General features: G+C 70.7%; 15 protein-coding genes and 3 pseudogenes. 9 read left to right on the top strand and 9 right to left on the bottom strand.

Features of this window, described 5'->3' with window-relative positions; translation table 11 throughout:
• Window positions 1-137: 137 nt before the first annotated feature.
• Window positions 138-1,262 (bottom strand): glycerate kinase, encoded by a 1,125-nt coding sequence (locus tag ACFWR9_RS13575; protein ID WP_383840374.1) that lies wholly within the window; start codon window positions 1,260-1,262, stop codon window positions 138-140.
• Window positions 1,263-1,445: 183 nt separating this feature from the next.
• Between ACFWR9_RS13575 and ACFWR9_RS13580 the strand changes: the two are divergent.
• The 5 genes and pseudogenes from ACFWR9_RS13580 to ACFWR9_RS13600 form a co-directional block, all read left to right on the top strand.
• Window positions 1,446-1,586, top strand: a pseudogene (locus tag ACFWR9_RS13580) (NUDIX hydrolase); the annotation flags it as partial.
• 102 nt (window positions 1,587-1,688) lie between these two features.
• Window positions 1,689-3,149 (top strand): tyrosine-type recombinase/integrase, encoded by a 1,461-nt coding sequence (locus ACFWR9_RS13585; RefSeq protein ID WP_383840316.1) that lies wholly within the window; start codon window positions 1,689-1,691, stop codon window positions 3,147-3,149.
• Window positions 3,150-3,257: 108 nt separating this feature from the next.
• Window positions 3,258-5,105 (top strand): hypothetical protein, encoded by a 1,848-nt coding sequence (locus tag ACFWR9_RS13590; protein ID WP_383840319.1) that lies wholly within the window; start codon window positions 3,258-3,260, stop codon window positions 5,103-5,105.
• Window positions 5,102-7,459, top strand: coding sequence for a hypothetical protein (locus ACFWR9_RS13595; RefSeq protein ID WP_383840321.1), 2,358 nt, complete (start codon window positions 5,102-5,104; stop codon window positions 7,457-7,459). Before ACFWR9_RS13590 ends, ACFWR9_RS13595 begins: the two co-directional genes overlap by 4 nt.
• A complete protein-coding gene (locus tag ACFWR9_RS13600) occupies window positions 7,459-7,863 on the top strand; it encodes a hypothetical protein (RefSeq protein ID WP_383840324.1) in 405 nt (134 codons plus the stop codon). Before ACFWR9_RS13595 ends, ACFWR9_RS13600 begins: the two co-directional genes overlap by 1 nt.
• A gap of 185 nt (window positions 7,864-8,048) precedes the next feature.
• Here ACFWR9_RS13600 and ACFWR9_RS13605 read toward each other — a convergent pair whose 3' ends face one another.
• Window positions 8,049-8,510 carry a VOC family protein gene (locus tag ACFWR9_RS13605; RefSeq protein ID WP_383840327.1) on the bottom strand — a complete coding sequence of 154 codons (462 nt, stop codon included), beginning with the start codon at window positions 8,508-8,510 and terminating at the stop codon, window positions 8,049-8,051.
• Window positions 8,507-9,094: a DinB family protein gene (locus ACFWR9_RS13610; RefSeq protein WP_383840330.1), complete on the bottom strand. Its 588-nt coding sequence runs from the start codon at window positions 9,092-9,094 to the stop codon at window positions 8,507-8,509. The genes ACFWR9_RS13605 and ACFWR9_RS13610 overlap by 4 nt, the downstream gene beginning before the upstream one ends.
• 62 nt (window positions 9,095-9,156) lie before the next feature.
• Between ACFWR9_RS13610 and ACFWR9_RS13615 the strand changes: the two genes are divergently transcribed.
• From ACFWR9_RS13615 to ACFWR9_RS13625, 3 genes and pseudogenes are all read left to right on the top strand, one after another.
• Window positions 9,157-10,185, top strand: coding sequence for a helix-turn-helix transcriptional regulator (locus tag ACFWR9_RS13615; protein WP_383840333.1), 1,029 nt, complete (start codon window positions 9,157-9,159; stop codon window positions 10,183-10,185).
• 95 nt (window positions 10,186-10,280) lie between these two features.
• Window positions 10,281-10,640: pseudogene (locus tag ACFWR9_RS13620) on the top strand (NUDIX domain-containing protein); the annotation flags it as partial.
• Between the two features lie 41 nt (window positions 10,641-10,681).
• Complete coding sequence (locus ACFWR9_RS13625; RefSeq protein ID WP_383840336.1) at window positions 10,682-11,407, top strand: NAD-dependent deacetylase; 726 nt, start codon at window positions 10,682-10,684, stop codon at window positions 11,405-11,407.
• A 33-nt stretch (window positions 11,408-11,440) separates the two neighbouring features.
• Here the strand turns inward: ACFWR9_RS13625 and ACFWR9_RS13630 are convergent, their stop codons facing one another.
• The 5 genes from ACFWR9_RS13630 to ACFWR9_RS13650 all read right to left on the bottom strand — a co-directional run bounded on the left by ACFWR9_RS13630 (window position 11,441) and on the right by ACFWR9_RS13650 (window position 19,378).
• On the bottom strand, window positions 11,441-12,292 hold the full coding sequence (locus tag ACFWR9_RS13630) for an LLM class flavin-dependent oxidoreductase (protein WP_383840339.1): 852 nt from the start codon (window positions 12,290-12,292) through the stop codon (window positions 11,441-11,443).
• 166 nt (window positions 12,293-12,458) lie between these two features.
• The gene (locus tag ACFWR9_RS13635; protein ID WP_383840341.1) at window positions 12,459-12,983 is read right to left on the bottom strand and encodes a methylated-DNA--[protein]-cysteine S-methyltransferase; all 525 of its coding nucleotides are present in this window, start codon (window positions 12,981-12,983) and stop codon (window positions 12,459-12,461) included.
• 18 nt (window positions 12,984-13,001) lie between these two features.
• The gene (locus ACFWR9_RS13640; protein WP_383840344.1) at window positions 13,002-14,486 is read right to left on the bottom strand and encodes an AlkA N-terminal domain-containing protein; all 1,485 of its coding nucleotides are present in this window, start codon (window positions 14,484-14,486) and stop codon (window positions 13,002-13,004) included.
• Window positions 14,487-14,617: 131 nt separating this feature from the next.
• Window positions 14,618-18,532 carry a glycoside hydrolase family 2 TIM barrel-domain containing protein gene (locus ACFWR9_RS13645; RefSeq protein WP_383840347.1) on the bottom strand — a complete coding sequence of 1,305 codons (3,915 nt, stop codon included), beginning with the start codon at window positions 18,530-18,532 and terminating at the stop codon, window positions 14,618-14,620.
• A 186-nt stretch (window positions 18,533-18,718) separates the two neighbouring features.
• Window positions 18,719-19,378 carry an ABC transporter ATP-binding protein gene (locus tag ACFWR9_RS13650; protein ID WP_383840350.1) on the bottom strand — a complete coding sequence of 220 codons (660 nt, stop codon included), beginning with the start codon at window positions 19,376-19,378 and terminating at the stop codon, window positions 18,719-18,721.
• A 400-nt stretch (window positions 19,379-19,778) separates the two neighbouring features.
• On the opposite strand from ACFWR9_RS13650, the gene ACFWR9_RS13655 reads away from it, so the two are divergent.
• Complete coding sequence (locus tag ACFWR9_RS13655; RefSeq protein ID WP_383840353.1) at window positions 19,779-20,972, top strand: Cmx/CmrA family chloramphenicol efflux MFS transporter; 1,194 nt, start codon at window positions 19,779-19,781, stop codon at window positions 20,970-20,972.
• Here ACFWR9_RS13655 and ACFWR9_RS13660 read toward each other — a convergent pair.
• Window positions 20,953-21,321, bottom strand: a pseudogene (locus ACFWR9_RS13660) (macro domain-containing protein); the annotation flags it as partial. The gene ACFWR9_RS13655 and the pseudogene ACFWR9_RS13660 sit on opposite strands and share 20 nt — an antisense overlap.
• Between the last annotated feature and the right edge of the window lie 110 nt (window positions 21,322-21,431).

Genomic DNA, 21,431 nt, shown 5'->3' on the forward strand with positions numbered 1-21,431 from the left:
GTCGGGGGGGGGGGGGGCGCGGGGGGGGGGGGGGTGTGGGGGGGCCCCCCCCCCCCCCACCCCCGGGCCTGTGCCACCCACCACCCGACTCGGTGGGTCGAGAGGGGCCGCAACAGCCCCCGGGGCGGGGGCGAGACTCAGCTCAGGAAGTCCCGGGCAATGCCCTCAGCCACCCGCTCCAGGATCGGCCCCGCATCGGCGATGCACTTCTCCACGTCCGGCTCGACGGCCGTCAGCGGGTACGCCCGGCGGATGCCGGCCCGCCCCAGCGCCTCCGCCGGCAGGGCCAGCCGTCCGCACACCGCGACGACCTCCTTGCCGGCAGCCCGCGCCGCCGCCGCGACGCCCGCCGGGGCCTTGCCGTGCAGGGTCTGCTCGTCCAGCGAGCCCTCCCCCGTGACCACCAGGTCGGCCCGCTCCAGCGCCGGTGCGAAGCCCAGCACGTCCAGCATCACCTCGATGCCGGGCCGGAACCGCGCCCCGAGCAGCAGCGCACCGTATCCGATGCCGCCCGCCGCCCCGGCACCCGGCGACGCCGCGTACTCGGCGGCCGGCGCGCCCACGGTCTCCGTCTGAGCCAGCACCTTCGCGAAGTGCGCGAGCGCCGCGTCCAGGGCCGCCACGTCGTCCGGCGAGGCGCCCTTCTGCGGGCCGTAGACCGCCGGGGCGCCCTTCGGGCCGGTCAGCGGATTGTCGACATCGCTCGCGAGCACCAGCTCGACGTCCGAGAGTCGCGGATCCAGGCCCGACAGGTCCGCCGAGGCCAGCGCGGCAAGGCCGCCCCCGCCCGGCGCGACCGGCTCGCCGTCCGCGTCCAGGAACCGCGCGCCCAGCGCGGACAGCATCCCGGCACCGCCATCCGTGGTCGCACTGCCGCCGACCCCGAACACGATCGTCCGGGCCCCCGCGTCCAGCGCGGCCCGCAGCAGCTCGCCCGAGCCGTACGTGGAGGCGGTCAGCGGAGCCAGGACGCCGTCGGGCAGCCGCTGCAAGCCGCTGGCCTCGGCCATCTCCACCACCGCGGTGTCCTCGCGCAGCGCGAACGCCGCCGTCACCTCGTCATCGAGGGGCCCGGCGACCCGCACCTCCCGGCGCTCGAACCCGGCCGCGACGGCCGCGGCCACGGTGCCGTCGCCGCCGTCGGCCACGGGCAGCGCCTCGACCCGGACGTCCGGCACGACACGGCGCAGCCCGGCCGTCACCCGCTCGGCGACCTCCACGGCCGTCAGCGACCCCTTGAACTTGTCCGCGGCGACGAGCACCCGACGGGCCCCGTCCACAGCAGCGTCAGCCACCTTGATCTCCCCTTGCTCTCCGAGCCTTGCGCACGTCAAGGCAGTCGCGCCGCTGCGACCATAACCGGAGGACACCCGCGTCGTCATGCCCTGCCCGCACCCTGGAACGACCGCGACGGGGGCGGGCCCGGCGCTCGCTACGCTTTCGGGATGACCACTGCTGACTACGCCACCTACATCGCCGGTCTCCCGCGTGTCCTCGCCGGTGCCGCCGCGCTCTTCCGGGACGCCGAGGGACGCGTGCTGCTCGTCGAGCCGAACTACCGCGAGGGATGGGCGCTGCCCGGCGGTTAGGCAAAGCATCCACAGGTGTCTCAGGACGCCGGTTCAGCAGCTACCTTTCGGCTGGAGAGTCGTTAGCCACATGGTCATCTCGTTGTCTCAAGAGGAGCCATGGACTACTTCTTCACCTCACGCGTCGCCGCACGGCGCCACTACGAAGCGCCATCCGGGATCGCCCTGGACGGGACGCAGTACACGAGCCGGAGCAAGGCACTCAAGGACGGGACTCCCTTCTTCCTCGGCGCGGACATGCGGCCCCTGGAGCCCCACTGCTCGTTCTTCTACGAGCTCGCCAAGACTCTTGAGGCGAAGTCGCTGCGTGACTACACGTACGACTTCCTCGACCTGGACGACTTCCTCTCAAGCCTCGATCCCCCCACCGATCTGCTGTCTGCCACCGAGGACGATCTGATCGCCTACCGCGATCACTGCATCGAGTACCGCGACGAGCCGATGGCGCCGGCCACTTGGAAGCGCCGCAGGGCCACGATCAACAGGTTCTACGACTGGGCGGTCGATGAGGCGAGGCTTCTGGACCGTCGCCCGTACTACCGCAAGAAGAACGGCCGCGACATCCTCAACTGGGGAGCGACCAGCGAGCTCGACGTGCGCCATCTGACGTTCGAGCAGTGGTGGTTCCTGGACAGGGTCGGCCTGCGTGGGCTGCTGCCCGACGGCAAGGCGGATCCCGCCTTCCGCTCCGGCCATGCTCTGCGGGACAGCTGTGGCGGGAATCTCTCCATCACGACGGGGCTGCGGTTGCGGGAGTTCAGCGCGCTGCTCGACATCGAGGTCGGCGCCCCTCGTCGGGATGGCTCGGCGAAGGAAGTCGAACTGCAAGCAATCGCAAAGTTCGGCCTGCCCAGGACCACCGAGATCCAGAACGCCACACTGTGTGAACTGGACTGGTATCGACGGACCGAGCGCGCCGGTTTCCTTCGCAAGGCCGCGAAGAACCTGTACCGGCAGCGCGATGAGTTGTTCGTCGTCGACGACGTCGACATGCGCACGATGAAGGTCAGCGGCATCCAGGACGGCCGGCGACGCACCTACAGGATCAAGGCGATGAAGGCGCCGCTGCGACGGATCACAGTCATTGAGGGCGACCACGGGCTGGAGTCGATGGCGCTCTTCGTCGGGCGCAATGGACGGATGATCAGCAGCCAGCGCTGGGAGCAGATCTTCGCCGACGCGCACGCGAGAGCCGTACGGATCGCGGCCGAGCACAACCTGCCGCTGGAGATGCCGGGGCAGGTCCGCATTCATGATCTTCGCCATACTTTCGCCGTGTACATGCTGGAGCAGTTGACCGAGTTGGTCCGCGCCCAGGACGAGGAGCAGCAGCGCCTCACGGGCCGCGCGCCCGCCTATACGGCGGACCACGTGTCCCGTAACCCGTTCCTGACCGTCATGCGGCTCCTCGGGCATCGCCGTCCCGAATCGACCATGCGATACCTGACGTACAAGAGAAAGACGAATCTGCTCGTCGCCCGGGCAGTGAAGGACTGGAACGATCAGGACCGCACCTACGCGGACCTGGCCGCTCGCCAGGCCGGCGGGTGGGCCGTCTGATGCCGCGCCGTGGAGAACGCCGATCCCGGTCCACGACGCTACCGCCGCGCCTGCCCGCTCCACGCACCGTCGACCACGTCGGAGTGCGGGAGCTGACTCAGGTGAAGCGTGGCCCGCACCACGACCAGTCGGATCGATCCGGGAGAGTACGCATGCCGGGCGTTGGTCTCTCAACTCGCCGACGTGTGGGTCGAGTACCACCACAAAGCAGCGTTGAAGAACAGTGACAGGTACCTGGGAGCGGTTCGCTCGTTCGCGAAGTTCCTCGGCCCGTATCTGACCGCTCTGGGCCTGAACCCCGCAGACGCACGCCTCGACACCGACCACATCGACCTCGCCGAAGCCATCTACGCATGGGAGAACGACCTCCTCGCGCAGTTCCCGGAGAACTCCTCGCAGCCATGGCAACTGTCCCGCTCGCTACTCGGGTTGGTTCACCATCGGGCTGAGCGCGATGAGCGTGTGCCGGAGAAATTGCGCAAGCGCGCGGGGGCGCCGCCGACCCTGCGCAAGGCCACCGGGGAACCGCTGGACGAGTTCTCCAACTCCGAACGTCTCGCGCTCAAAGGCGCTGCCCAGGACGATCTGAGAACTCTTGAGAAGCGTCTTGCCCGGGGAAGAGAGCTCCTGGAGGCCGGAAAAGATCCGCGTGAGTTCGGATGGACTGAACTGCCGAATCTGGTCTGGGCTGCCCGACACCGTCTGCTGACCATGGATGAACTCCGTGTTCACCTCCCTGCGCATGCCAAGCGCTGGCCCCAGGAACTACGGGAAGCGCGGCCGGCCGCCAGTGGTGCGCTCGGCGGGTTCTACGGCCTCTTACGGGGAGTGCACGCCTTGCTCTTTCCGCAGGAGTTGGATCTGCACCCGTTTCGGGTCCTGCTGTTGCTGGCCATGCTCGACTGCACCACCGAGGAACTGCACGTGCTACGGGTTCCAGACCTTGAGTTCAGCGATCAGGGCGTCCGCATTGTCCAGACCAAGAACCGCGCGGATCGCATTCGCGCCGACTACCACGTGGTCGATCAGCCCCTGGAGAAGGGCGAAATGCCTGGGGAGCTCGCCTACGAGGGCCGAGGTGATTGGGATGTCCCTGGCCTGCTGCGGCGCCTCGTGACGGCCACGGCGCTGACGCGCGAGGTGTTCGGCGGCGAGCCATGGCTGTTCACCGCGGTCGAATATGACAAGAACCGCAGCGCCATGGATGCTCGGTTCGCTCGCTTCGTCGACCCAGGTCGTCGCTTCACGCACTGGATCGCCTCGCATGTCGACGCGGCCGGAGAGCCCGTCCTGGCCATCTCCGAACCGCACGCGGCACCCCGGCTGCGCAAGACCGCGAAGACCACGCGCGTCGTTGCCCTGGGGGGCACCTTGTCCGACATGGCGGGGGATGATCACAGCATCCAGGTGTTCCAGGGCCACTACGCCCACGGCACCACCGCGCGGGTCCTGGCCGGAGCGGCGATGAACCGCGCCCAGACGCTCGTGTTCGACCGGCTCGCCGCCAAGCCGGTTCTGGTCGGCCCGGATGCGCAGTCCCGCCTCGGCGAACCGGAGGTCGCCCAGGCCCTGGGGGTGAGCCCTGAACTGGGTGCCGCCCTGAGCGCCGGTGAGCTCGACATGGGCGTCACCAACTGCAAGAACCCGCACGACTCACCGCACAGCACTCCCGGCAAGCTCTGCCATGTCGCCCCGGCCATGTGCATGATCTGCACCAACGCCGTGGTGTTCGTCTCACAACTGCCGCAGCAGTTGCTGCTGTCCGACCATATCGAGCGGATGCGGCTGACGCAGCCGCCGATGGTCTGGGATGCGGTGTGGGGACGCCAGGCCAAGGCGCTGGACGAAGTGCTCGAGGAATGCGCTGAGCACCTTCCCGCCGCGCGCCGGGCCATCGAAGACCAGGACATCCGCCTGAATCTGTCATTGGGCATGCGAACGGAGTACGACCGATGACCGTCCTCGCCGCAGCGGACAGGCCGGTGTCCCGGACCTTCGCCGACCACGAACTCGTCTACAGCTGTATGCCTGGGCAGCTCCCCGGCGTTCCCGGGCCGGTCTTCGGGCGCATCGACGAGTGGCCCTGCGACTGTCTCAGGCGGCCGGCGAACAAGAGTCCAGCACAGTGGAAGTGCGTGTTCCCGTTCGACCCGGTCTGGAACTTGCGCGGACGAGAAGTCGCGTTCAGCATGCTCAATCCCAACCACCAGGCCCTGAGGAACGCGGGCATCTTCCTGCCCCGGAAGAAATGGGCCCCCGCCACGGTCATCAAGGTCTGCTTCAGCGTGTCGCAGCTCGGTGCCTGGGCGCTTCGCGAAGGGATGCCGGACAGCCTGCACTTCTGGTCGGTTGAGGACTGGCAGGGCTACATCGACCATTGCGCATCAAGCACGAAACCGGAGTCCGTACGGAGTGCGGTCGGAGCCGTCCGCCACTTGGTCCGCTTCTCCCCCGTCCTGACGGGCACCGACCCTCTGGAAGACTCCTGGCCAGGGCAGACAGACAGCGATGTGGCCAAGGTCGCCGCCTGGGACGGGCTGGCCACACCCTCGATCCCGCCGGAAGTCTGGTGGCCACTCCTCCGGGCTGCGTGGTCCTATATCGACCGATTCTCCGCGAGCATCCTGGACCAACGCGATCGCGAAGCAGAGCGGGCCGCAACAGCGCCGACGGCTCCGGCCACCCTCAGCGCTGAAGGCATCAACCAGCAGCTGGAGTTGTGGCTGACCGAGCCCACCAACCTGGTACCCGTCAGCGACCGCGACACCAGGTTCAATCCGAAGGGCACCCCCATCTGGAGCTCCTTGAGCCGAGCAGTGACAACAGGGGCGAGCTCCACGGCCTTCGCGACCAAGAACAACAGGCAAGGCAGGGAACGTCGGCAGAAGGTCCTGCAGATGATCGAGCAGACGGGCCGTATCCGGCCTGTCCGCCCCGCCGACGCCAAGCAGTTCGAGTCGGAGTACGTCGACTACGGGACCCGCCGTCGCTCATCCGAGGCTATGGACGCCATGCTCCAGAAGTGGCTCGCCAATCCAGCGAACCTCATCCCCGTCCACGCCGAAACGAGTCGGCTCGCTCCCGGGGAGGCGGTGTGGTCAGCACTGGAGGCCCTGCTTTACGACACCTCGGAGCGGGTGGATGTCTTCGGCACCGGAAGCAAACAAGGTCGGCGCCGACGCGATCTGGTGCTGCAAGCCGCAGTCGGAGAGCGCCGGATCGTGTACTGGGACAAGCAACTGGCCAGAGACCTGCGGATGCTTCGGGCATCCTGCTACATCTTCATTGCAGCGCTGAGTGCGATGCGGGACAGCGAGATCCAGGAAATTCAGCGCGGCGCGCTCACCCAGCACTACGGGGCTCCGGCAATCGGCTCCCGCAAATCGAAAGGAGATTCCTCAAGGCCGCAGGCCAACTGGTGGATCATCGAACCGGTCGCACAGGCCCTGGCGGTGGCCGAGCGGTTGTCCTGGCACGAGACCCATGTCTTCGCCACGATGACGCCGCCGAGCGAGGGCGGACCTGCCGGACGAGGACGAGTCGGTATCTCCGCCGCCGACGACATCGACTTCTTCATCGAGACGGTGAACGCCACCCGGCACCTCACTGGCGTAGAGGAGATCCCTCCCGGGCGAGTACGTCCGCACATGTTCCGAAAGACCATGTCGATCATCGCCAGCCAGCAGCCGGACGGCGATATCGCCCTGGGGATCCAGCTCAAGCACGCCGCGCGCAGAGCGCTGGCCAACCGCCTTACCGGCGCCTACGGTAAACCCGATGCCAAGTGGGCGAAGGAGTTTGACACCGATCTACAGACCGCAGCAGCGCAAAAGCTGGTGGGGCTGCTCCAGACCCGCCGGACCGGGGCCACCATCGCGGTCGGCCCAGGTGCAACGCGCTTCCACGCCGGGCTCGACAAGGTCAACGCCATGATCGAGGCGAACTCGACGCTACGGGCCCACATCGCAGACGAGCGGCTGGAGATCACCCTCCTGCGGGACGAGTTCGCGAACCTCCACCTGGGCACGGTCAACCACTGCCTGTGGAACGCGCCCACCGCGGAGTGCCAGAACCAACTCCCGCCGGCTCAGCGCGGCCAGGCCCCACTCCTGGGTGCCTGCCAACCGTCCCGATGCCGCAACTCCGTCCTCACCTTGTCGCACGAGCGGATCTGGCGCATGGAGGAGGCCGACCTGGTGGAGTTCTTGAAGAAGAAGCTCTCCAAGCCGCTACGAGAGCGAGCCCAGACCCGGCTCGCCGAAGTCCGCTCCGCCACCGCGCAGATCGACAAACTGAAGGAGAACGTCTGATGCCGGTGTCCGCAGCCACCTCCGCGAAACTCAGGGAAGCCATGGCCCGGCTGCTGGCAGGAGAACCCCTGCACAGCGACGGCGCGCTCACCAAGGAGAATCTGGCTCGCGAAGCCCAGGTCAGCCATGCCAGCGTCCACCGAGCCGAGGCCATCCTCGCCGAGTGGAACGCCCGCATCCCGCAACCAGTCCTCCGTACGCCCGGCGAGGTCCAGCGCGACGAAACCATCGCTGAGCTGAAGGGAAAACTCAGAAAAGCCAGCCAGAAGGTCACCGAGCTGCAGAGCAAACTCGACGCCCTGGCCACGGTGACAGCCAACCTCTACCACGAGAACATCGAGCTGAAGAAGAAGTTGAGCAAGCAGCAGCAGAACCGTCTCACTGCTCTGAACGGTCGCAGTTGACCCCCACGGCGGCCGAGATCCGGGCTCGACCGTAAGGCGTCCAGTTCGGGGCCCTCGACCCGCTGCCGCCCCCGCCGAAACGGTGACCACACCTGTGCGGACCCGCCCGCGGCGGGGGCGACTCGGATCATGATTCTCGGCCGCAGGAGCTGCAGCACGGCTTCCGCGACTACAGCCGAGCTGCGTCAGTCCAGGCAGAACTCGTTGTCCTCGGGGTCGGTCATCACGATGAAGCCGGCGCTCATCGGAGGAGCGGGCTCGTGGCGACGTACCCGCTTCGCTCCCAGCGCGACGAGCCGGTCGCACTCGGCCTCCAGTGCCGCCATCCGCTCCTCTCCCTGCAGTCCGGGAGCCGCACGGACGTCAAGGTGGACGCGATTCTTGGCGACCTTGTCCTCCGGCACCTGCTGGAAGAACACCCGTGGGCCGTGCCCGTCCGGGTCCTCGATGGCCGATCTCGTGTTGCGCTGCTCCTCCGGTACGCCGATCCTCGCGAGGAAGTCGTCCCATGCGGCCAGCGGGTCGGCGTCCTCGGGCAGGTCGACTCCGGGCGGGCCGGGGTGGACGTAGCCCAGTACGTCGCGCCAGAAGGACGACAGCGCCCGCGGGTCGTGGGCGTCGAAGGTGACCTGGATGTGGCGGCTCATCGGGTTGCTCCGTTCGTAGCGGGTTTCGTGTGCAGGTAGAGGTCCCGCAGCAGGCAGACCTCGGACAAGTGGTGGATCAGCTCGCGGTGAATGTGCAGCACCAGATCGGCCATGGGCGCGTCGGGGAAGGGCTCCTTCTCACCTATCGGGACTCGGAGCCCGGCGTCGCCAAGGCTGCGCACCCCGGCCAGCCAGACGTCGAGCTGGGTCTCGAGCTGGTCCAGCGCGGTGGCCGCGCTGCCCGCGTACTCCCAGGTCTCGTATGACGCCGTCGGCGCGCCGAAGTGCGCCGCGTTGCGCGCGGCGAGCACGCCGACGATGACGTGACCGAGTCGCCAGGCGATCGTGGTGAAGGCCGCAGGGACCGGCTGTGGGAAGGCAAAGTCGATCGTGAAGTCCCCGGCACCGACTTGCACGGGCGCCGTCGAGCTGCCGCGTGGCCGCACGCTCCAGGCGTCCGGTACCGGCGACCAGAAGTACTCGTCGTCGGTGAGGCTGTCGAGCCGGGCTCGGAGCTGATGGTTCCAGTGGACCTCCCACTGCTCGCGCAGCGTCCGGTTCCAGTCGAGTTCGTCTGCGTCCATGGAGCCCACCCTGGCACCCCTGGCGGACAGGATCGGTCCGCTATTCTGGCAGGGTGGGCTCCATGGACGAGGCAAGCGGTAACGAGCGGGGTACGACGGAGCGGGTGCTCACGCTGCTCGGGCTGCTGCAGCAGCGCCAGGTCTGGACCGGCCCCGAGCTCGCCGACCGGCTCGGGGTCACGCCGCGCACGGTACGGCGTGATGTCGAGCGGCTGCGCACGCTCGGCTATCCGGTGCACGCCAGCCAGGGTGTCGGCGGCGGTTACCAACTCGGCCCGGGGCAGAACCTGCCGCCGCTGCTTCTCGACGACCAGGAGGCCATCGCCACCGCGGTCTCGCTGCTCGTCGGCGCGGGCGGCGCGGTCGCCGGCGACGGCGACGCCGCACTCCGGGCCCTGACCAAGCTCGACCAGGTACTGCCCACCCGGCTTCAGCACGAGGTGCGCGCGCTCTCCGGCTCGGTGGAGTCCTTTGACGGAGGCCGCACGCCGGTCGACCCCGAGGTGCTCATGACGCTGGCCAGAGCCTGCCGCGACGAGGTCGAGGCAGGCTTCGACTACCCGTCCGGGGGCGAGGTGCGGCGGCGGCGGGTCGAGCCCTACCGCCTGGTCGCCTCCGACCGGCGCTGGTACCTCCTCGCCTACGACCTCGATCGCGACGACTGGCGCAGCTTCCGTGTCGACCGGATGACCGACGCGTCCGCACGGACCTGGCGCTTTTGCCCGCGCGCGGCACCCGACGCGGCGACGTACGTGCAGGAGGGCGTGGCGAGCCGGGTCTACCCGCGCCAGGCGCGCTTCCTCGTGCACGCGTCGGCCGACACGGTGCGCGCGCAGATTCCGGCGTCGGCGGCCGTCGTGCGCCAGCGAGGGAGCGAGCTCTGCGAGGTGCTCAGTGGCGCCGCCAGCCTCGACTTCGTGCTCATGCACGTACTCCTGCTGGGGCACGACTTCGAGGTACTCGACCCTCCGGAGCTCGGGAGGCGCTGTCGCGCGCTGGCGGAGAGACTGCTGTCGGCCGGTGCAACGATCTCACCGGTGCCTGACATGGGCGAAGCACCCACAACAGGACACGATCCGCACGTTCGCTGAGACACCTACGCTCCAATGGGAGTTGCCCCTTCCCGAGATCATGGCCTCACCTCGTGAGACAGCAAGCGCTCTGAGACCTGCGAACTGTTCATAACGGTGGGACGATCGAGTCCGACGACGGAGAGACCCCGCGGCAGGGCGCCTGGCGGGAGACCCTGGAGGAGATCGGTCTCGACGTCCGGCTCGGCCGGCTGCTCGCGGTGGACTGGGTGGGCGGCACGGGCCGCCCGCCGATCGTGGCGTACCTGTACGACGGCGGGGTGCTCTCCGAGGACGACCTGAAGGCGATCAGGCTCCAGGAGGAGGAACTGCTGTCGTGGCGGCTGGTGGAGCGCGGCGAACTGGGCGCCCACCTGCTCGGGACGCTGCACGGCCGGGTCCTGGCCGCGCTGGACGTACTGACGGACGGCACGGGTCCGGCCGAGCTGGAGAACGGCGTCCGGGTCGGCCGATAACCGTTCGTCGGGCGGACCCCGGCCGCCCTACCCTCGACCGCATGACCAGCAAGCCCCTCGTCGCCATCCTCAGCGGCGCCGGCGTGTCGACCGACTCCGGCATCCCGGACTACCGCGGTCCGAACGGGCTGTGGCGGCGCGACCCGGAGGCCGAGAAGCTCGTCACGTACGAGTACTACATGGGCGATGCGGAGATCCGGCGCCGCTCGTGGCTGATGCGGCGGGCGAACCGGACACTGGGGGCCGAGCCGAACGCGGCGCACCGGGCGGTGGCGGAGCTGGAGCGTTCGGGGGTGCCGGTCCGCGTGATCACGCAGAACGTGGACGGCCTGCACCAGCTCGCCGGGCTCTCCGCCCGCAAGGTCCTCGAACTGCACGGCACCGCGCGGAGCTACGTGTGCACCGGCTGCCACGTCCGGGGACCGATGGCGGACGCGCTCGCCCGGGTCGACGCCGGTGAGGACGACCCGCCGTGCCTGGAGTGCGGCTCCATCCTGAAGTCGGCGACCGTGATGTTCGGCGAGCACCTCGACCCGCTGGTCATGGGTGAGGCACTCGCCATCAGCAAGGCCTGCCAGGTGTTCGTCGCCGTCGGCACCAGCCTCCAGGTGCAGCCCGCCGCCGGGCTGGCCGGCGTGGCCGCCGACCACGGCGCCCGGCTGATCATCGTCAACGCGGAACCGACGCCGTACGACGGCATGGCCGACGAGGTCGTCCGGGAGCCGATCGGCACCGCCCTGCCCGAGCTGCTGCGCGGGCTGGGCTGAGCGCCGGCGGGTCAGGACGCCGGGCGCGGCGCGTCAGAACAGGGCGTCGGCGAGGCGGTCGACCTGGTCGGGGTCCGAGGACCAGCAGTAGAGCACGACCTCGTCCGCGCCGATGTCGTGGAAGGCGCCGACGGCCGCGCGGATCTCCCGCGCGGTGGTGAGCAGGCCCTTGGTCATGTGGTCGGCGCGGCCGGTGAAGGCGTAGTAGTCGCGGAGGTTGCGGAGGGCCCGGTCCACCGTGCTCCCGGGGCCGAGGGCGACACTGGCCTGGGCGACCAGGCGCGGCCGGCCGGGACGGTCGTACGTGCGCCAGACCGCCTCGACGTCGCGGAACAGGCCCGCCATGTGCGCGGGCGGCAGTGCGGCGCCGAGGAAGCCGTCGCCGAAGCGGCCGACCCGGTCGAGCGCGGCCGGGGCGAAGCCGCCGAACAGGATCTCGGGCCCGCCGGGCGTCGCGGGGCGCGGGCCGATGGGGCCGACGTCCCGGCCGTAGGGCTCGCCGTCCCAGACCCGGCGCAGGAGGGTCAGCTGCTCGTCGAGGCGGCGGCCCCGGCGGTGGAGGTCGATGCCGGCGGCGAGGCAGTCGTCGGCGCGGCCGCCGACGCCGATGCCGAGCGTGAAGCGGCCGCCCGACAGCCGGTCGAGGGTCGCGGTCTGCTTGGCGAGCAGTGCGGTGTTGTGGACCGGGGCGATCAGCACCTCGGTCTGGACGCGGATGCGGGATGTGGCGCCGGCGAGGGTCGCGAGGGTGACGAGAGGCTCGGGGTTGTCGAAGACGAGCCGGTCGAGCAGGCCGAGTGTGCTGAACGGGCCCGCGTCCGCGCGCCGTGCCCAGCTCAGCAGCAGGGCGGGGTCGTCGATGGGAAGGCCGAGGCCGATCTTCATGGGAACTGTCCTCCGGAGGGCATGCCGAATGGTGGCGCCGCCCCTCCGTGGCCTCGCGCGCCGTGCGCGGGCCTGCTCCCGTTCTGCGACATGGTTCTGGAGAGCGTGGTTCTCAGAGTTCGGTGACCATAACGTCGCCCGCGCGACGCGGGCAACGTCTTTTCCCCTAGAACAACGGCGCCGGTCCCGCCGCCCCCCGTTCGAAGTCCAGCAGCCGGCGCTTGCGGTCCAGGCCGCCGCCGTAGCCGGTGAGGCCGCCGCTCGCGCCGATGACGCGGTGGCAGGGGACGATGATGCCGATCGGGTTGCGGCCGTTGGCGAGGCCCACGGCTCGGGAGGCGGCCGGGTTGCCGAGGGCGTCGGCGAGTTCGCCGTAGGTGCGGGTCTCGCCGTACGGGATGCTGCGGAGTTGGTCCCAGACCGTGCGCTGGAAGGGGGTGCCGTTCAGGCACAGGTCGAGGGTGAAGTCGGTCAGCCGGCCGTCGAAGTACGCGGTCAGTTCCTCCTCCGCCTGCGCGAACGGCGCGTCGTCGGGCGTTCCGAAGGTCTCCTCCGGCGGGCGGTGGCGCTGGTCGGTCATGTAGAGGCCGCACAGGACGCCGTCCTCGGCGACCAGGGTGAGGGCGCCGTAGGGGCTGTCGACCACGGTGTGCTGTTTGGCGGTGTGCTGTTTCACGGTTCCGGTTCCCACTGGATTGTCCTTACGGTCCTACACGGGCAGGAAGTTGATCGGGTGGCTGTCGGTCGCCCACAGGTACTGGACGGCGTACGCCCGCCAGGGCCGCCAGGCCGCCGCGCGGGCGGTGAGCGCGGCCGGGGTGGAGGGCAGGCCCAGTTCTCCCGCGGCGCGGCGGATGCCGAGGTCGGTGGGGAGGAAGGCGTCGGGGTCGCCGAGGGCGCGCATGGCGATGACGTCGGCGGTCCAGGGGCCGAAGCCGGGCAGCGCCAGGAGCCGGGCGCGGGTCTCGGACCAGTCGCACTCGACGCCCAGGTTGACCGAGCCGTCGGCCAGGTGGCCGACCAGGGTGGTGAAGGTCGTGCGGCGGGTGCCCGGCATCGCCAGGGTCTGCGGGTCCACCGCCGCCAGTGCGGCCGTCGACGGGAAGAGGTGGGTCAGGCCGCCCTCCGGGTCGTCGACCGGGTCGCCGTGCGCCGTGACCAGGCGGGCGGCGTGGGTGCGGGCGGCGGCGGTGGAGACCTGCTGGCCGAGTACCGCCCGGACCGCGAACTCCGCCTCGTCCACCGTGCGGGGCACGCGGCGGCCGGGCGCCTTGTCGACGAGCGGCGCGAGCAGCGGGTCGGCGCGGAGTTGGTCGTCGATCGCCGTCGGGTCCGCGTCCAGGTCGAGCAGCCGGCGGCAGCGGCTGATGGCGACGGTCAGGGCGCGCGGGTCGCTGAGGGTGAGTCGGCAGGCGATGTGGTCGGGGCCGGGGGTGAGGGCCACGACGCCGTGACCGTAGGGGAGGCGCAGGGTGCGGCGGTAGGCGCCGTCCCGCCACTCCTCCACCCCGGGTACGGCGGTGGCGGCGAGGTGGCCGAAGAGGTTGTCGGGGTTGAGGGGGGTGCGGAAGGGGAGGCGGAGGGAGAGGGTGCCGGGGGTGGTGCCGGCGACGCGGTGTTTCGGGGCGCGGGTGCGCAGTTCGCTCGGGGAGAGCGCGAAGACCTCGCGGACGGTGTCGTTGAAGGTGCGCACGGAGGCGAAGCCGGCCGCGAAGGCGACGTCCGCCATGGGCAGCGGGGTGGTCTCGATCAGCACCCGGGCGGTCTGGGCACGCTGCGCGCGGGCGAGCGCGAGCGGTCCGGCGCCCAGCTCGGCGAGGAGCTGGCGTTCGACCTGCCGGGTGCTGTAGCCGAGGCGGGCGGCGAGTCCCGGCACGCCCTCGCGGTCCACGACGCCGTCGGCGATCAGCCGCATGGCGCGGGCGGTGAGGTCGGCCCGCTGGTTCCACTCGGGGGAGCCGGGGCTGGTGTCCGGGCGGCAGCGTTTGCAGGCGCGGAACCCGGCCTGCTGGCAGGCCGCCGCGCTCGGGTAGAAGGTCATGTTCTGGGGCTTGGGCGGCACCACCGGGCAGCTGGGCCGGCAGTAGACGCGGGTGGTCAGGACGGCTGTGAAGAACCAGCCGTCGAACCGCGCGTCCTTGGACCGGACGGCGCGCACGCAGCGCTCGGTGTCGGTGTGCATTCCCGTCTGCATGGGTCCAGGATGGTCCACCGGCCGGGCGGGCGCTGGCGAGAATCCGACATGGACCTCACGCTTCCTGGGCCTGCCCGGATCGCCGGGTGGGGGGGAGCCCGGGCGCCCCTGGCTCCCCCATCCATACCCCGCTACTCGGTGGCCGTGGGACGCCGCGAGGCCGCCGTCGCCTTCTTCACGTCCGTCAGCGGGCGCAGCCGGTAGGTGTAGGCGTAGTCCCGGTCGGCGAACAGCTTGAACTCGTCGTGCGTGTGCGCGCCCCAGCTGTTGTCGCCGCCGACGCCCATCTGGCGGTGGTTGAGGCGCAGGACCACCTCGTCCCTCGGCGTCAGCTGGTAGTCGTGCCGGACGCCGGCCGACAGGTCCTCGGGGGTGAAGTACGAGGCGTTGGCCTCCAGCAGCGGTTCGCCGGACGCGAGCAGGCCCACCCCGTGGCGGTCGGTGAGGGCGATCCAGCGGACGTCGGTCTTGTTGCCGTTCTCCTGCGGGCGGATGTAGGGGGTCCACTGCTCGGCGACGGTGCCGGAGTAGAGGCCGACGTCGGTGCCGGTGTTGCGGTCCCAGTGGTTCTCCTCGGGGCCGCGCCCGTAGTAGTGCAGGCGGTCCAGGCGGCCGGGCAGGAAGAGCAGGGTGCCGATCTCGGGGATGTAGGGCAGGGTCGCGGCGCCCGGGTGCAGGGTGTTGTCGACCTTGATCTCGCCGTTGCCGAACACCGTGTAGGTGGTGGTGTACGTCGACTCCACCGCAGTGGGCAGGGTGCCGCTGACCTTGATCTCGACGGCACGCTCTCCGAGGGTGCGCACGGCCACGTCCGTGACCTCGCGGCGGGTGCCGGCGTCGCGCCAGGTCTGGTTGCGGGTGTGCTGGCCGTTGCCCTTGTCGTTGTCGGTGGGCGCCCGCCAGAAGTTGGGCGCGGGTCCCGAGGTGAGCAGCCGGGTGCCCTTCGCCTCGTAGGAGGTGATGGTGCCGGTGCGCTTGTCGACGGTGACGGAGAAGCCCTTGCCGCGGACCCTGACGTTGTTGTCGCGGTCGTCGTGGCGCAGGGCCGGGACGCTCGCGAGCCGTACGGGGGCCGCGGCGGGGGCTTCGGGGCCGACGGGGAGCTGCTGCCGGGCCACCTCGAAGCCCGCCTTCGCCCACGGCGTGGAGTCCTTGGTGGTGAAGGACAGCTCCAGGAAGTACTCGGTGCCGTCTTCGGCGTCGTCCGGCAGCCGGACGGGGACGGTGATGTCCTTGCCGGTCCCGGGCGCCACGTCGAGCTGGTCCCGGGTCAGCTTTCCGCGCCGCACCACCTGGCCGTCGGCGACGAGTTCCCACCGGCCGTCGAACTCGCGCAGGCCGGTGAACAGGTACTCGTTGGTGAGGGTGACCGCGCCGGGGTCGCCACCGGGCCGGCGGGTGGCGTGGATCGCCTGGTAGACGCGCTTGACCTCGGCGGTCTTGCCGGTGTGTCCGCGGTCGGCCATGACGATGCCGTCGGCCACGAAGGCGCCGTCGTTGGGGTTGTCGCCCCAGTCGCCGCCGTACGCGAGGAACGTCTTCTCCCCGGGCCGCTTCTTCTGGGTCTTCACCGTGGCGGCGTCGAACCAGAACCGCACGCCGTCGTCGTCCGGACCGCGGTCGTCGCGGGCCAGTTCGGTGGCGGCGAGGGCTCGGGCGTAGACGCGGGCGCGGCGGAGGGTGCCGCTGAACTCGCGGGTCTGCGCGTCGGCGTCGGTGGCGAGGGCGAGGGGTGCGGTGTTGCCGCTGGGGCGCCGGTCGGTGGTGCGGGTGGCCCGTACCACGCCGTCGACGTAGAGGGTCAGTGTCCCGGCGTCCGCGTCGAAGACACCGGCGAGGTGGTGCTCGCGGCCGGTCCAGTCGTCCGGCACGTCCCAGTTCGCGGTGATCCACTGGCCTTCGGAGTGGATGAAGAACTCCAGCTTCCGGTTGTTCTGCTTGAGCGCGTACTGGGTGTCGCCCTTGGCGATGATCGGCTGGTGGTAGCCGGTCACGTGCGGGGTGATCCAGGCCTCCAGGGTCAGGGAGTCCCGGAGGTCGAGGCTGTCGTCGCGCTCGAAGACCGTGATGCCGGTCAGGCCCTTCTCCCGGTCCAGCCTGCCACGGGTGGCCAGGATCTCGCCGCGCAGTGCGGCCGGTCCGGACTCGGTGAGCAGGGTGCGGGCGGGGACCGGGGTGTAGAGGGACTGGTCGGCGAAGTCCCAGATCCATCCGCCCTGGAGCACGTCGTGGGCGCGTACGACGTCCCAGTACTTCTTGAAGTTGCCGGTGGAGTTCCCCATCGAGTGGGCGTACTCGATCATGACGTACGGCCGGGTGTCCGAGGTGTCCCGGGCGCGCTGCTCGACGCGCTGCGGGGTGTCGTACATCTCCGATCGGATGTCGCTGATGCCGGGGCGGTCGTCGCCCTCGTACTGGATGACGCGGGTGGGGTCGTAGGAGCGGATCCAGTCGTGCATGGCGGTGAAGGTGCTGCCGCCGCCCGCCTCGTTGCCCAGCGACCAGATGACGACCGAGGCGTGGTTCTTGTCGCGGTGGACCATGTTCTGGGCGCGGGCCACGCACGCCTCGGTCCAGTCGGGGTGGTCGCCGGGGTACTCGTCGCGGATGCCGTGGGTCTCCAGGTTGGTCTCGTCGACGATGTAGAGGCCGTACTCGTCGGCCAGTTCCAGCCAGTACGGGTTGTTGGGGTAGTGCGAGGTGCGGACGCTGTTGATGTTCGTCCGCTTGATGATCCTGGCGTCCTCGGCCATGTCCTCGCGGGTGAGGGCGGTGCCGCGGGACGGGTGCATCTCGTGCCGGTTGGTGCCGCGAAAGGAGACGGGCCGGCCGTTGATCCGCATCAGCCCGTCCTTGAGCGCGAACTCGCGCAGGCCGACCCGGTGCGACAGGGTCTCGACCACCTTGCCCGCCGGGTCCCGCAGGCGCAGCACGGCCGTGTACAGGTACGGGTGTTCGGCCGACCAGAGCCTGGGCTCGGGCACCACCTTGGCGGCGCGTACGGTGACGTCCTCGCCGGCGCCGGCCGTGCCGAGGTCGGCGGGCTGCTGGAGGGGGCGGGACCATACGGCGTGGCCGCGCGCGTCGTAGAGCTGGGTCTCGACGGTGTAGCGGCCGGTGCCGCCGTCGCCGTACGCCCGCACGCTCGCGGTGACGGCCAGCTCGGCGGCGGTGTACGTGTCGTTCAGCGGGGTGTCCAGCTTGAAGTCGCGCAGGTGCACGGCCGGGGTGGAGTAGAGGTAGACCGAGCGGAAGATGCCGCTCAGCCGGATCATGTCCTGGTCCTCCAGCCAGTCGCCGTCGGCGTAGCGGTAGACCTCCACGGCGATCTGGTTGGTGCCGGGCTTCAGGTGGTCGGTGATGTCGTACTCGGAGGGGGTGTAGGAGTCCTCGTCGTAGCCGACCAGTTCGCCGTTGATCCACACGTAGTGGGCGGACTTGACGCCCTCGAAGTGGAGGAAGGTGCGGCGGCCCGTCCAGTCGCGGGGGACGGTGAAGGTGTGCCGGTACTGGCCGACCGGGTTGTAACGGGTCGGCGGGGTGGGCGGCTGCGGGTCCTCGCCGAGGCCGTTGGGGCCCCAGTAGGGGTAGGTGATGTTCAGGTAGATCGGGAAGTCGTGGCCGTGCAGCTGCCACACGGACGGGACGGGGATCGTCTCCCAGTCGCCGTCGTCGGTGTCGGTGCGGTGGAAGTCGGCGTCCCGGTCCTCGGGGCGGTCGGCGTAGGCGAACTTCCAGGTGCCGTCCAGGCTCTGCCGGTACGGCGAGCGGGTGCGGTCGGCGGCCAGGGCCTGCTCGACGCCCTTGTACGGCATGAGCGTGGTGTGCGGGGGTTCGGTCCCGAGCCGGAAGACGCCGAAGTCGTTCCACTCCCGGGGCGCGGCGGGCTCCGGCCGCCGCCCGGCCGCGTGCGCTCCGGCGGGCGACGCGGACAGGGCGAGGGCGCCGAGGACGGCGGCACCGCCCTCCATGAGACGGCGGCGGCTGACGACGGGGCGGGGCGGGCGGGCCGGGGATCCGGCGGGTGACACGGGCGAGTGCGGCATGACCGTGGCCTTCCGTGGGTTTCGGGGGCGGCTCAACACACGGTGCTGTGGAAGCAGTTGACACTGTGATGGTTCACAACTGCCGGTGACGCGGCGACTACTGAGTCAGGGTCACCCTAGGACCCGCACACAAACGAATCAATTACCCCGTGGGACTCTGTTGGTTCCTGAGCGAGGGGCCGATCCTCAGGGACGCGTGAGGGTCGCCCACCCGACGGTGCGGTCGCACCAGCGGTCCAGGAGGGCGCGGTCGTGGCCGACGGCCAGCAGCCCGGCGCCGGTGGCGGCCCGGTAGTCCTGCACGACCCGCACCAGGGCGGCCGTGGTCGAGGCGTCGAGCATCGCCGTCATCTCGTCGCACACCAGCCGGCGCGGGCGCAGCACCAGGGCGCGGGCCAGGCAGGCGCGCTGCAACTGGCCGTCGCTGACCTCGTGCGGGCGCCTGGTCAGCAGGTCCGTGGTCAGCCCGACGGTGGCGGCCAGTTCGGCGACCCGGACGGCGGCGTCCTCGCGCCGCCCGGTGGCGCGCAGCGGTTCGGCGATCAGGTCGGCGAGGGTCAGCCGGGGGTCCGCGGAGAGCCGGGCCTGCTGGAAGACGACGCCGAAGGCGGTGCGTCGCGCGCGCGGGGCGCGGTGGCGCCAGCGCCGTACGGGTGTGCCGTCGACGACCAGGGTGCCGGCCTCGGGCTGGTGCGGCAGGGCGGCGACGCGGGCGAGGGTGGACTTGCCGCAGCCGCTGGGGCCGAGCAGTCCGACGGCCTCCCCCGGCGCGACGGACAGGGTGACGTCCCGGAAGACGGGGGCGTTGCGGGCGTATCCGGCGGTCACGGTGCGCAGTTCAAGCACGGTCGGCGGCCTCCGGGAGCGCGGCGTGCGGGTGGTGGCAGGTGGCCGTGCCGGTCAGCGGCGGCAGTACGGCACAGGCGTCGGTCGCCCGGTCGCAGCGGACGGCGAAGGCGCAGCCGTCGGGGACGGGAGCACCCAGGGACGCCCCGCACGGAAACCGGGATGCCCGCGCGGGGAGCGGTCGGGTAGCGTGCGGGCCATGTCGAGCCCTGAGTCGGACAGGGTGGGGGCTTACGGTCACGCCGTCGGCCCCCTGAACCACTAGTCCGCAGTTCACAGCCCCGTAGTCCAGTCCCGTCGTCGAACCGCCTTCCGCGGTCCGACGGGTGCGCCTTCGGGGGCGGGCCGGCCGCGGTGACGAGATGACTCCTCGTTCCTCTCCTCACCCCGGAGCCACTCGATGCCTCTCCCTCTCTACCTGCTCGCCGTGGCCGTCTTCGCCATGGGCACCTCGGAATTCATGCTGGCCGGCCTCCTGCCGGACATCGCCGCCGGCCTCGACGTGAGCGTAGGCACCGCGGGCACCCTCACGTCGGCCTTCGCGGTCGGCATGGTCGTCGGGGCGCCGCTCATGGCGGCCCTCGCCCGTAACCTGCCCGCGCGAGCGAGCCTGCTCGGCTGCGTCCTGGTCTTCCTGGCGGCCCATGTCGCGGGTGCCGTCACGTCCAGCTTCCCGCTCCTCTTCACGACCAGGGTCGTCGCGGCGCTCGCCAACGCCGGATTCCTCGCCGTGGCGCTGACCACCGCCGCCACACTGGTCCCGCCGGACCGCAAGGGCCGCGCGCTCGCCGTCCTGCTGTCGGGCACCACGGTGGCCACGATCGCCGGTGTCCCCGGCGGATCGCTGCTCGGCACGCTGCTCGACTGGCGGGCCACGTTCTGGGCGGTCGCCGCCCTCTGTCTGCCCGCGGCCGTCGGCATCCTCACCGGCGTCCCGGCCCGACCCGGGCCGCGGAACCCGGCCGCCGGCCCGCCCCTGCGCCGGGAACTCGCCCAGCTCAAGAACGCGCGGCTGCTGGTGGTCATGCTGCTCGGCGCGCTGGTCAACGCGGCGACCTTCGCGAGCCTCACCTTCCTCGCGCCGGTCGTGACCGACATCGCCGGGCTGGGCGAACTGTGGGTCACGGTGGCCCTGGTCCTCTTCGGAGCCGGCTCCCTCACCGGCGTCACCGTCGCCGGCCGGCTGTCCGACCGGCGTCCCGGCGCGGTCGTCGCCGCCTGCGGCCCGCCACTGCTCCTCGGCTGGCCGGCCCTGGCCGTCCTGGCGGACCGGCCCACCGCGCTGCTCCTCCTGGTCTTCACGCAGGGCGCCCTGTCCTTCGCGGTGGGCAGCACACTGATCACGCGGGTGCTCTACGCGGCCTCAGGGGCCCCCACCATGGCCGGCTCGTACGCGACCGCGGCCCTCAACACCGGCGCCGCCACGGGCCCCGTCCTCGCCGCGACGACGCTCCACACCCCGGCCGGGGCGGCGGGGCCGCTGTGGGTGAGCGGGGCGCTGGTGGCGGGGGCGTTGGTGGCGGGGGCGTTGGTGGCGGGGGCGTTGGTGGCGGGGGTGTCGCTGGGGAACCCGGTCAGCCGGCCCACGCCGTGAACGCGTCGTACGCGCGGTCGTCGAAGAGGACGAAGCGGGCCTCCGTCACCGAGGTCCTGGTGGCGCGGACCGTTTCGACGGCGATGCGGGCCGCGTCGTCCATGGGCCAGCGGTAGACGCCGGTGGAGATGGCCGGGAAGGCGACCGTGCGGGCGCCCAGTTCGTCGGCGAGGTGGAGGGACTCGCGGTAGCAGGAGGCGAGGAGGTCGGAGCGGTCCTCGGTGGTGCTGTACACCGGGCCGACCGTGTGGATGACCCAGCGTGCGTCCAGGTCGCCGGCGGTGGTGGCGACCGCGCGGCCGGTGGGGAGGCCCTTGCCGAGGTGACCGGCGCGCAGGGTCTTCAACTGTTGGGGCTTTCGCTTAAACAGGCCGAGCAACGCTATTTATCAGATGTGTGGTTGATCCGCAGAATTTCGGGCCAGGTTTCCTCCCATTGAATGCGTTTCCTACTGATTCT

Source organism: Streptomyces sp. NPDC058534 (assembly GCF_042717365.1).
GTDB lineage: Bacteria > Actinomycetota > Actinomycetes > Streptomycetales > Streptomycetaceae > Streptomyces.

What these genes read in the sequence shown, in the direction of transcription:
- ACFWR9_RS13610 (WP_383840330.1), bottom strand. Translation starts at nt 9,094, where the DNA reads ATGGACGCAGACGAACTCGACTGGAACCGGACGCTGCGCGAGCAGTGG.
- ACFWR9_RS13655 (WP_383840353.1), top strand. Translation starts at nt 19,779, where the DNA reads ATGCCTCTCCCTCTCTACCTGCTCGCCGTGGCCGTCTTCGCCATGGGC.
- ACFWR9_RS13605 (WP_383840327.1), bottom strand. Translation starts at nt 8,510, where the DNA reads ATGAGCCGCCACATCCAGGTCACCTTCGACGCCCACGACCCGCGGGCG.
- ACFWR9_RS13640 (WP_383840344.1), bottom strand. Translation starts at nt 14,486, where the DNA reads ATGCAGACGGGAATGCACACCGACACCGAGCGCTGCGTGCGCGCCGTC.
- ACFWR9_RS13630 (WP_383840339.1), bottom strand. Translation starts at nt 12,292, where the DNA reads ATGAAGATCGGCCTCGGCCTTCCCATCGACGACCCCGCCCTGCTGCTG.
- ACFWR9_RS13615 (WP_383840333.1), top strand. Translation starts at nt 9,157, where the DNA reads ATGGACGAGGCAAGCGGTAACGAGCGGGGTACGACGGAGCGGGTGCTC.
- ACFWR9_RS13600 (WP_383840324.1), top strand. Translation starts at nt 7,459, where the DNA reads ATGCCGGTGTCCGCAGCCACCTCCGCGAAACTCAGGGAAGCCATGGCC.
- ACFWR9_RS13625 (WP_383840336.1), top strand. Translation starts at nt 10,682, where the DNA reads ATGACCAGCAAGCCCCTCGTCGCCATCCTCAGCGGCGCCGGCGTGTCG.
- ACFWR9_RS13645 (WP_383840347.1), bottom strand. Translation starts at nt 18,532, where the DNA reads ATGCCGCACTCGCCCGTGTCACCCGCCGGATCCCCGGCCCGCCCGCCC.
- ACFWR9_RS13595 (WP_383840321.1), top strand. Translation starts at nt 5,102, where the DNA reads ATGACCGTCCTCGCCGCAGCGGACAGGCCGGTGTCCCGGACCTTCGCC.
- ACFWR9_RS13585 (WP_383840316.1), top strand. Translation starts at nt 1,689, where the DNA reads ATGGACTACTTCTTCACCTCACGCGTCGCCGCACGGCGCCACTACGAA.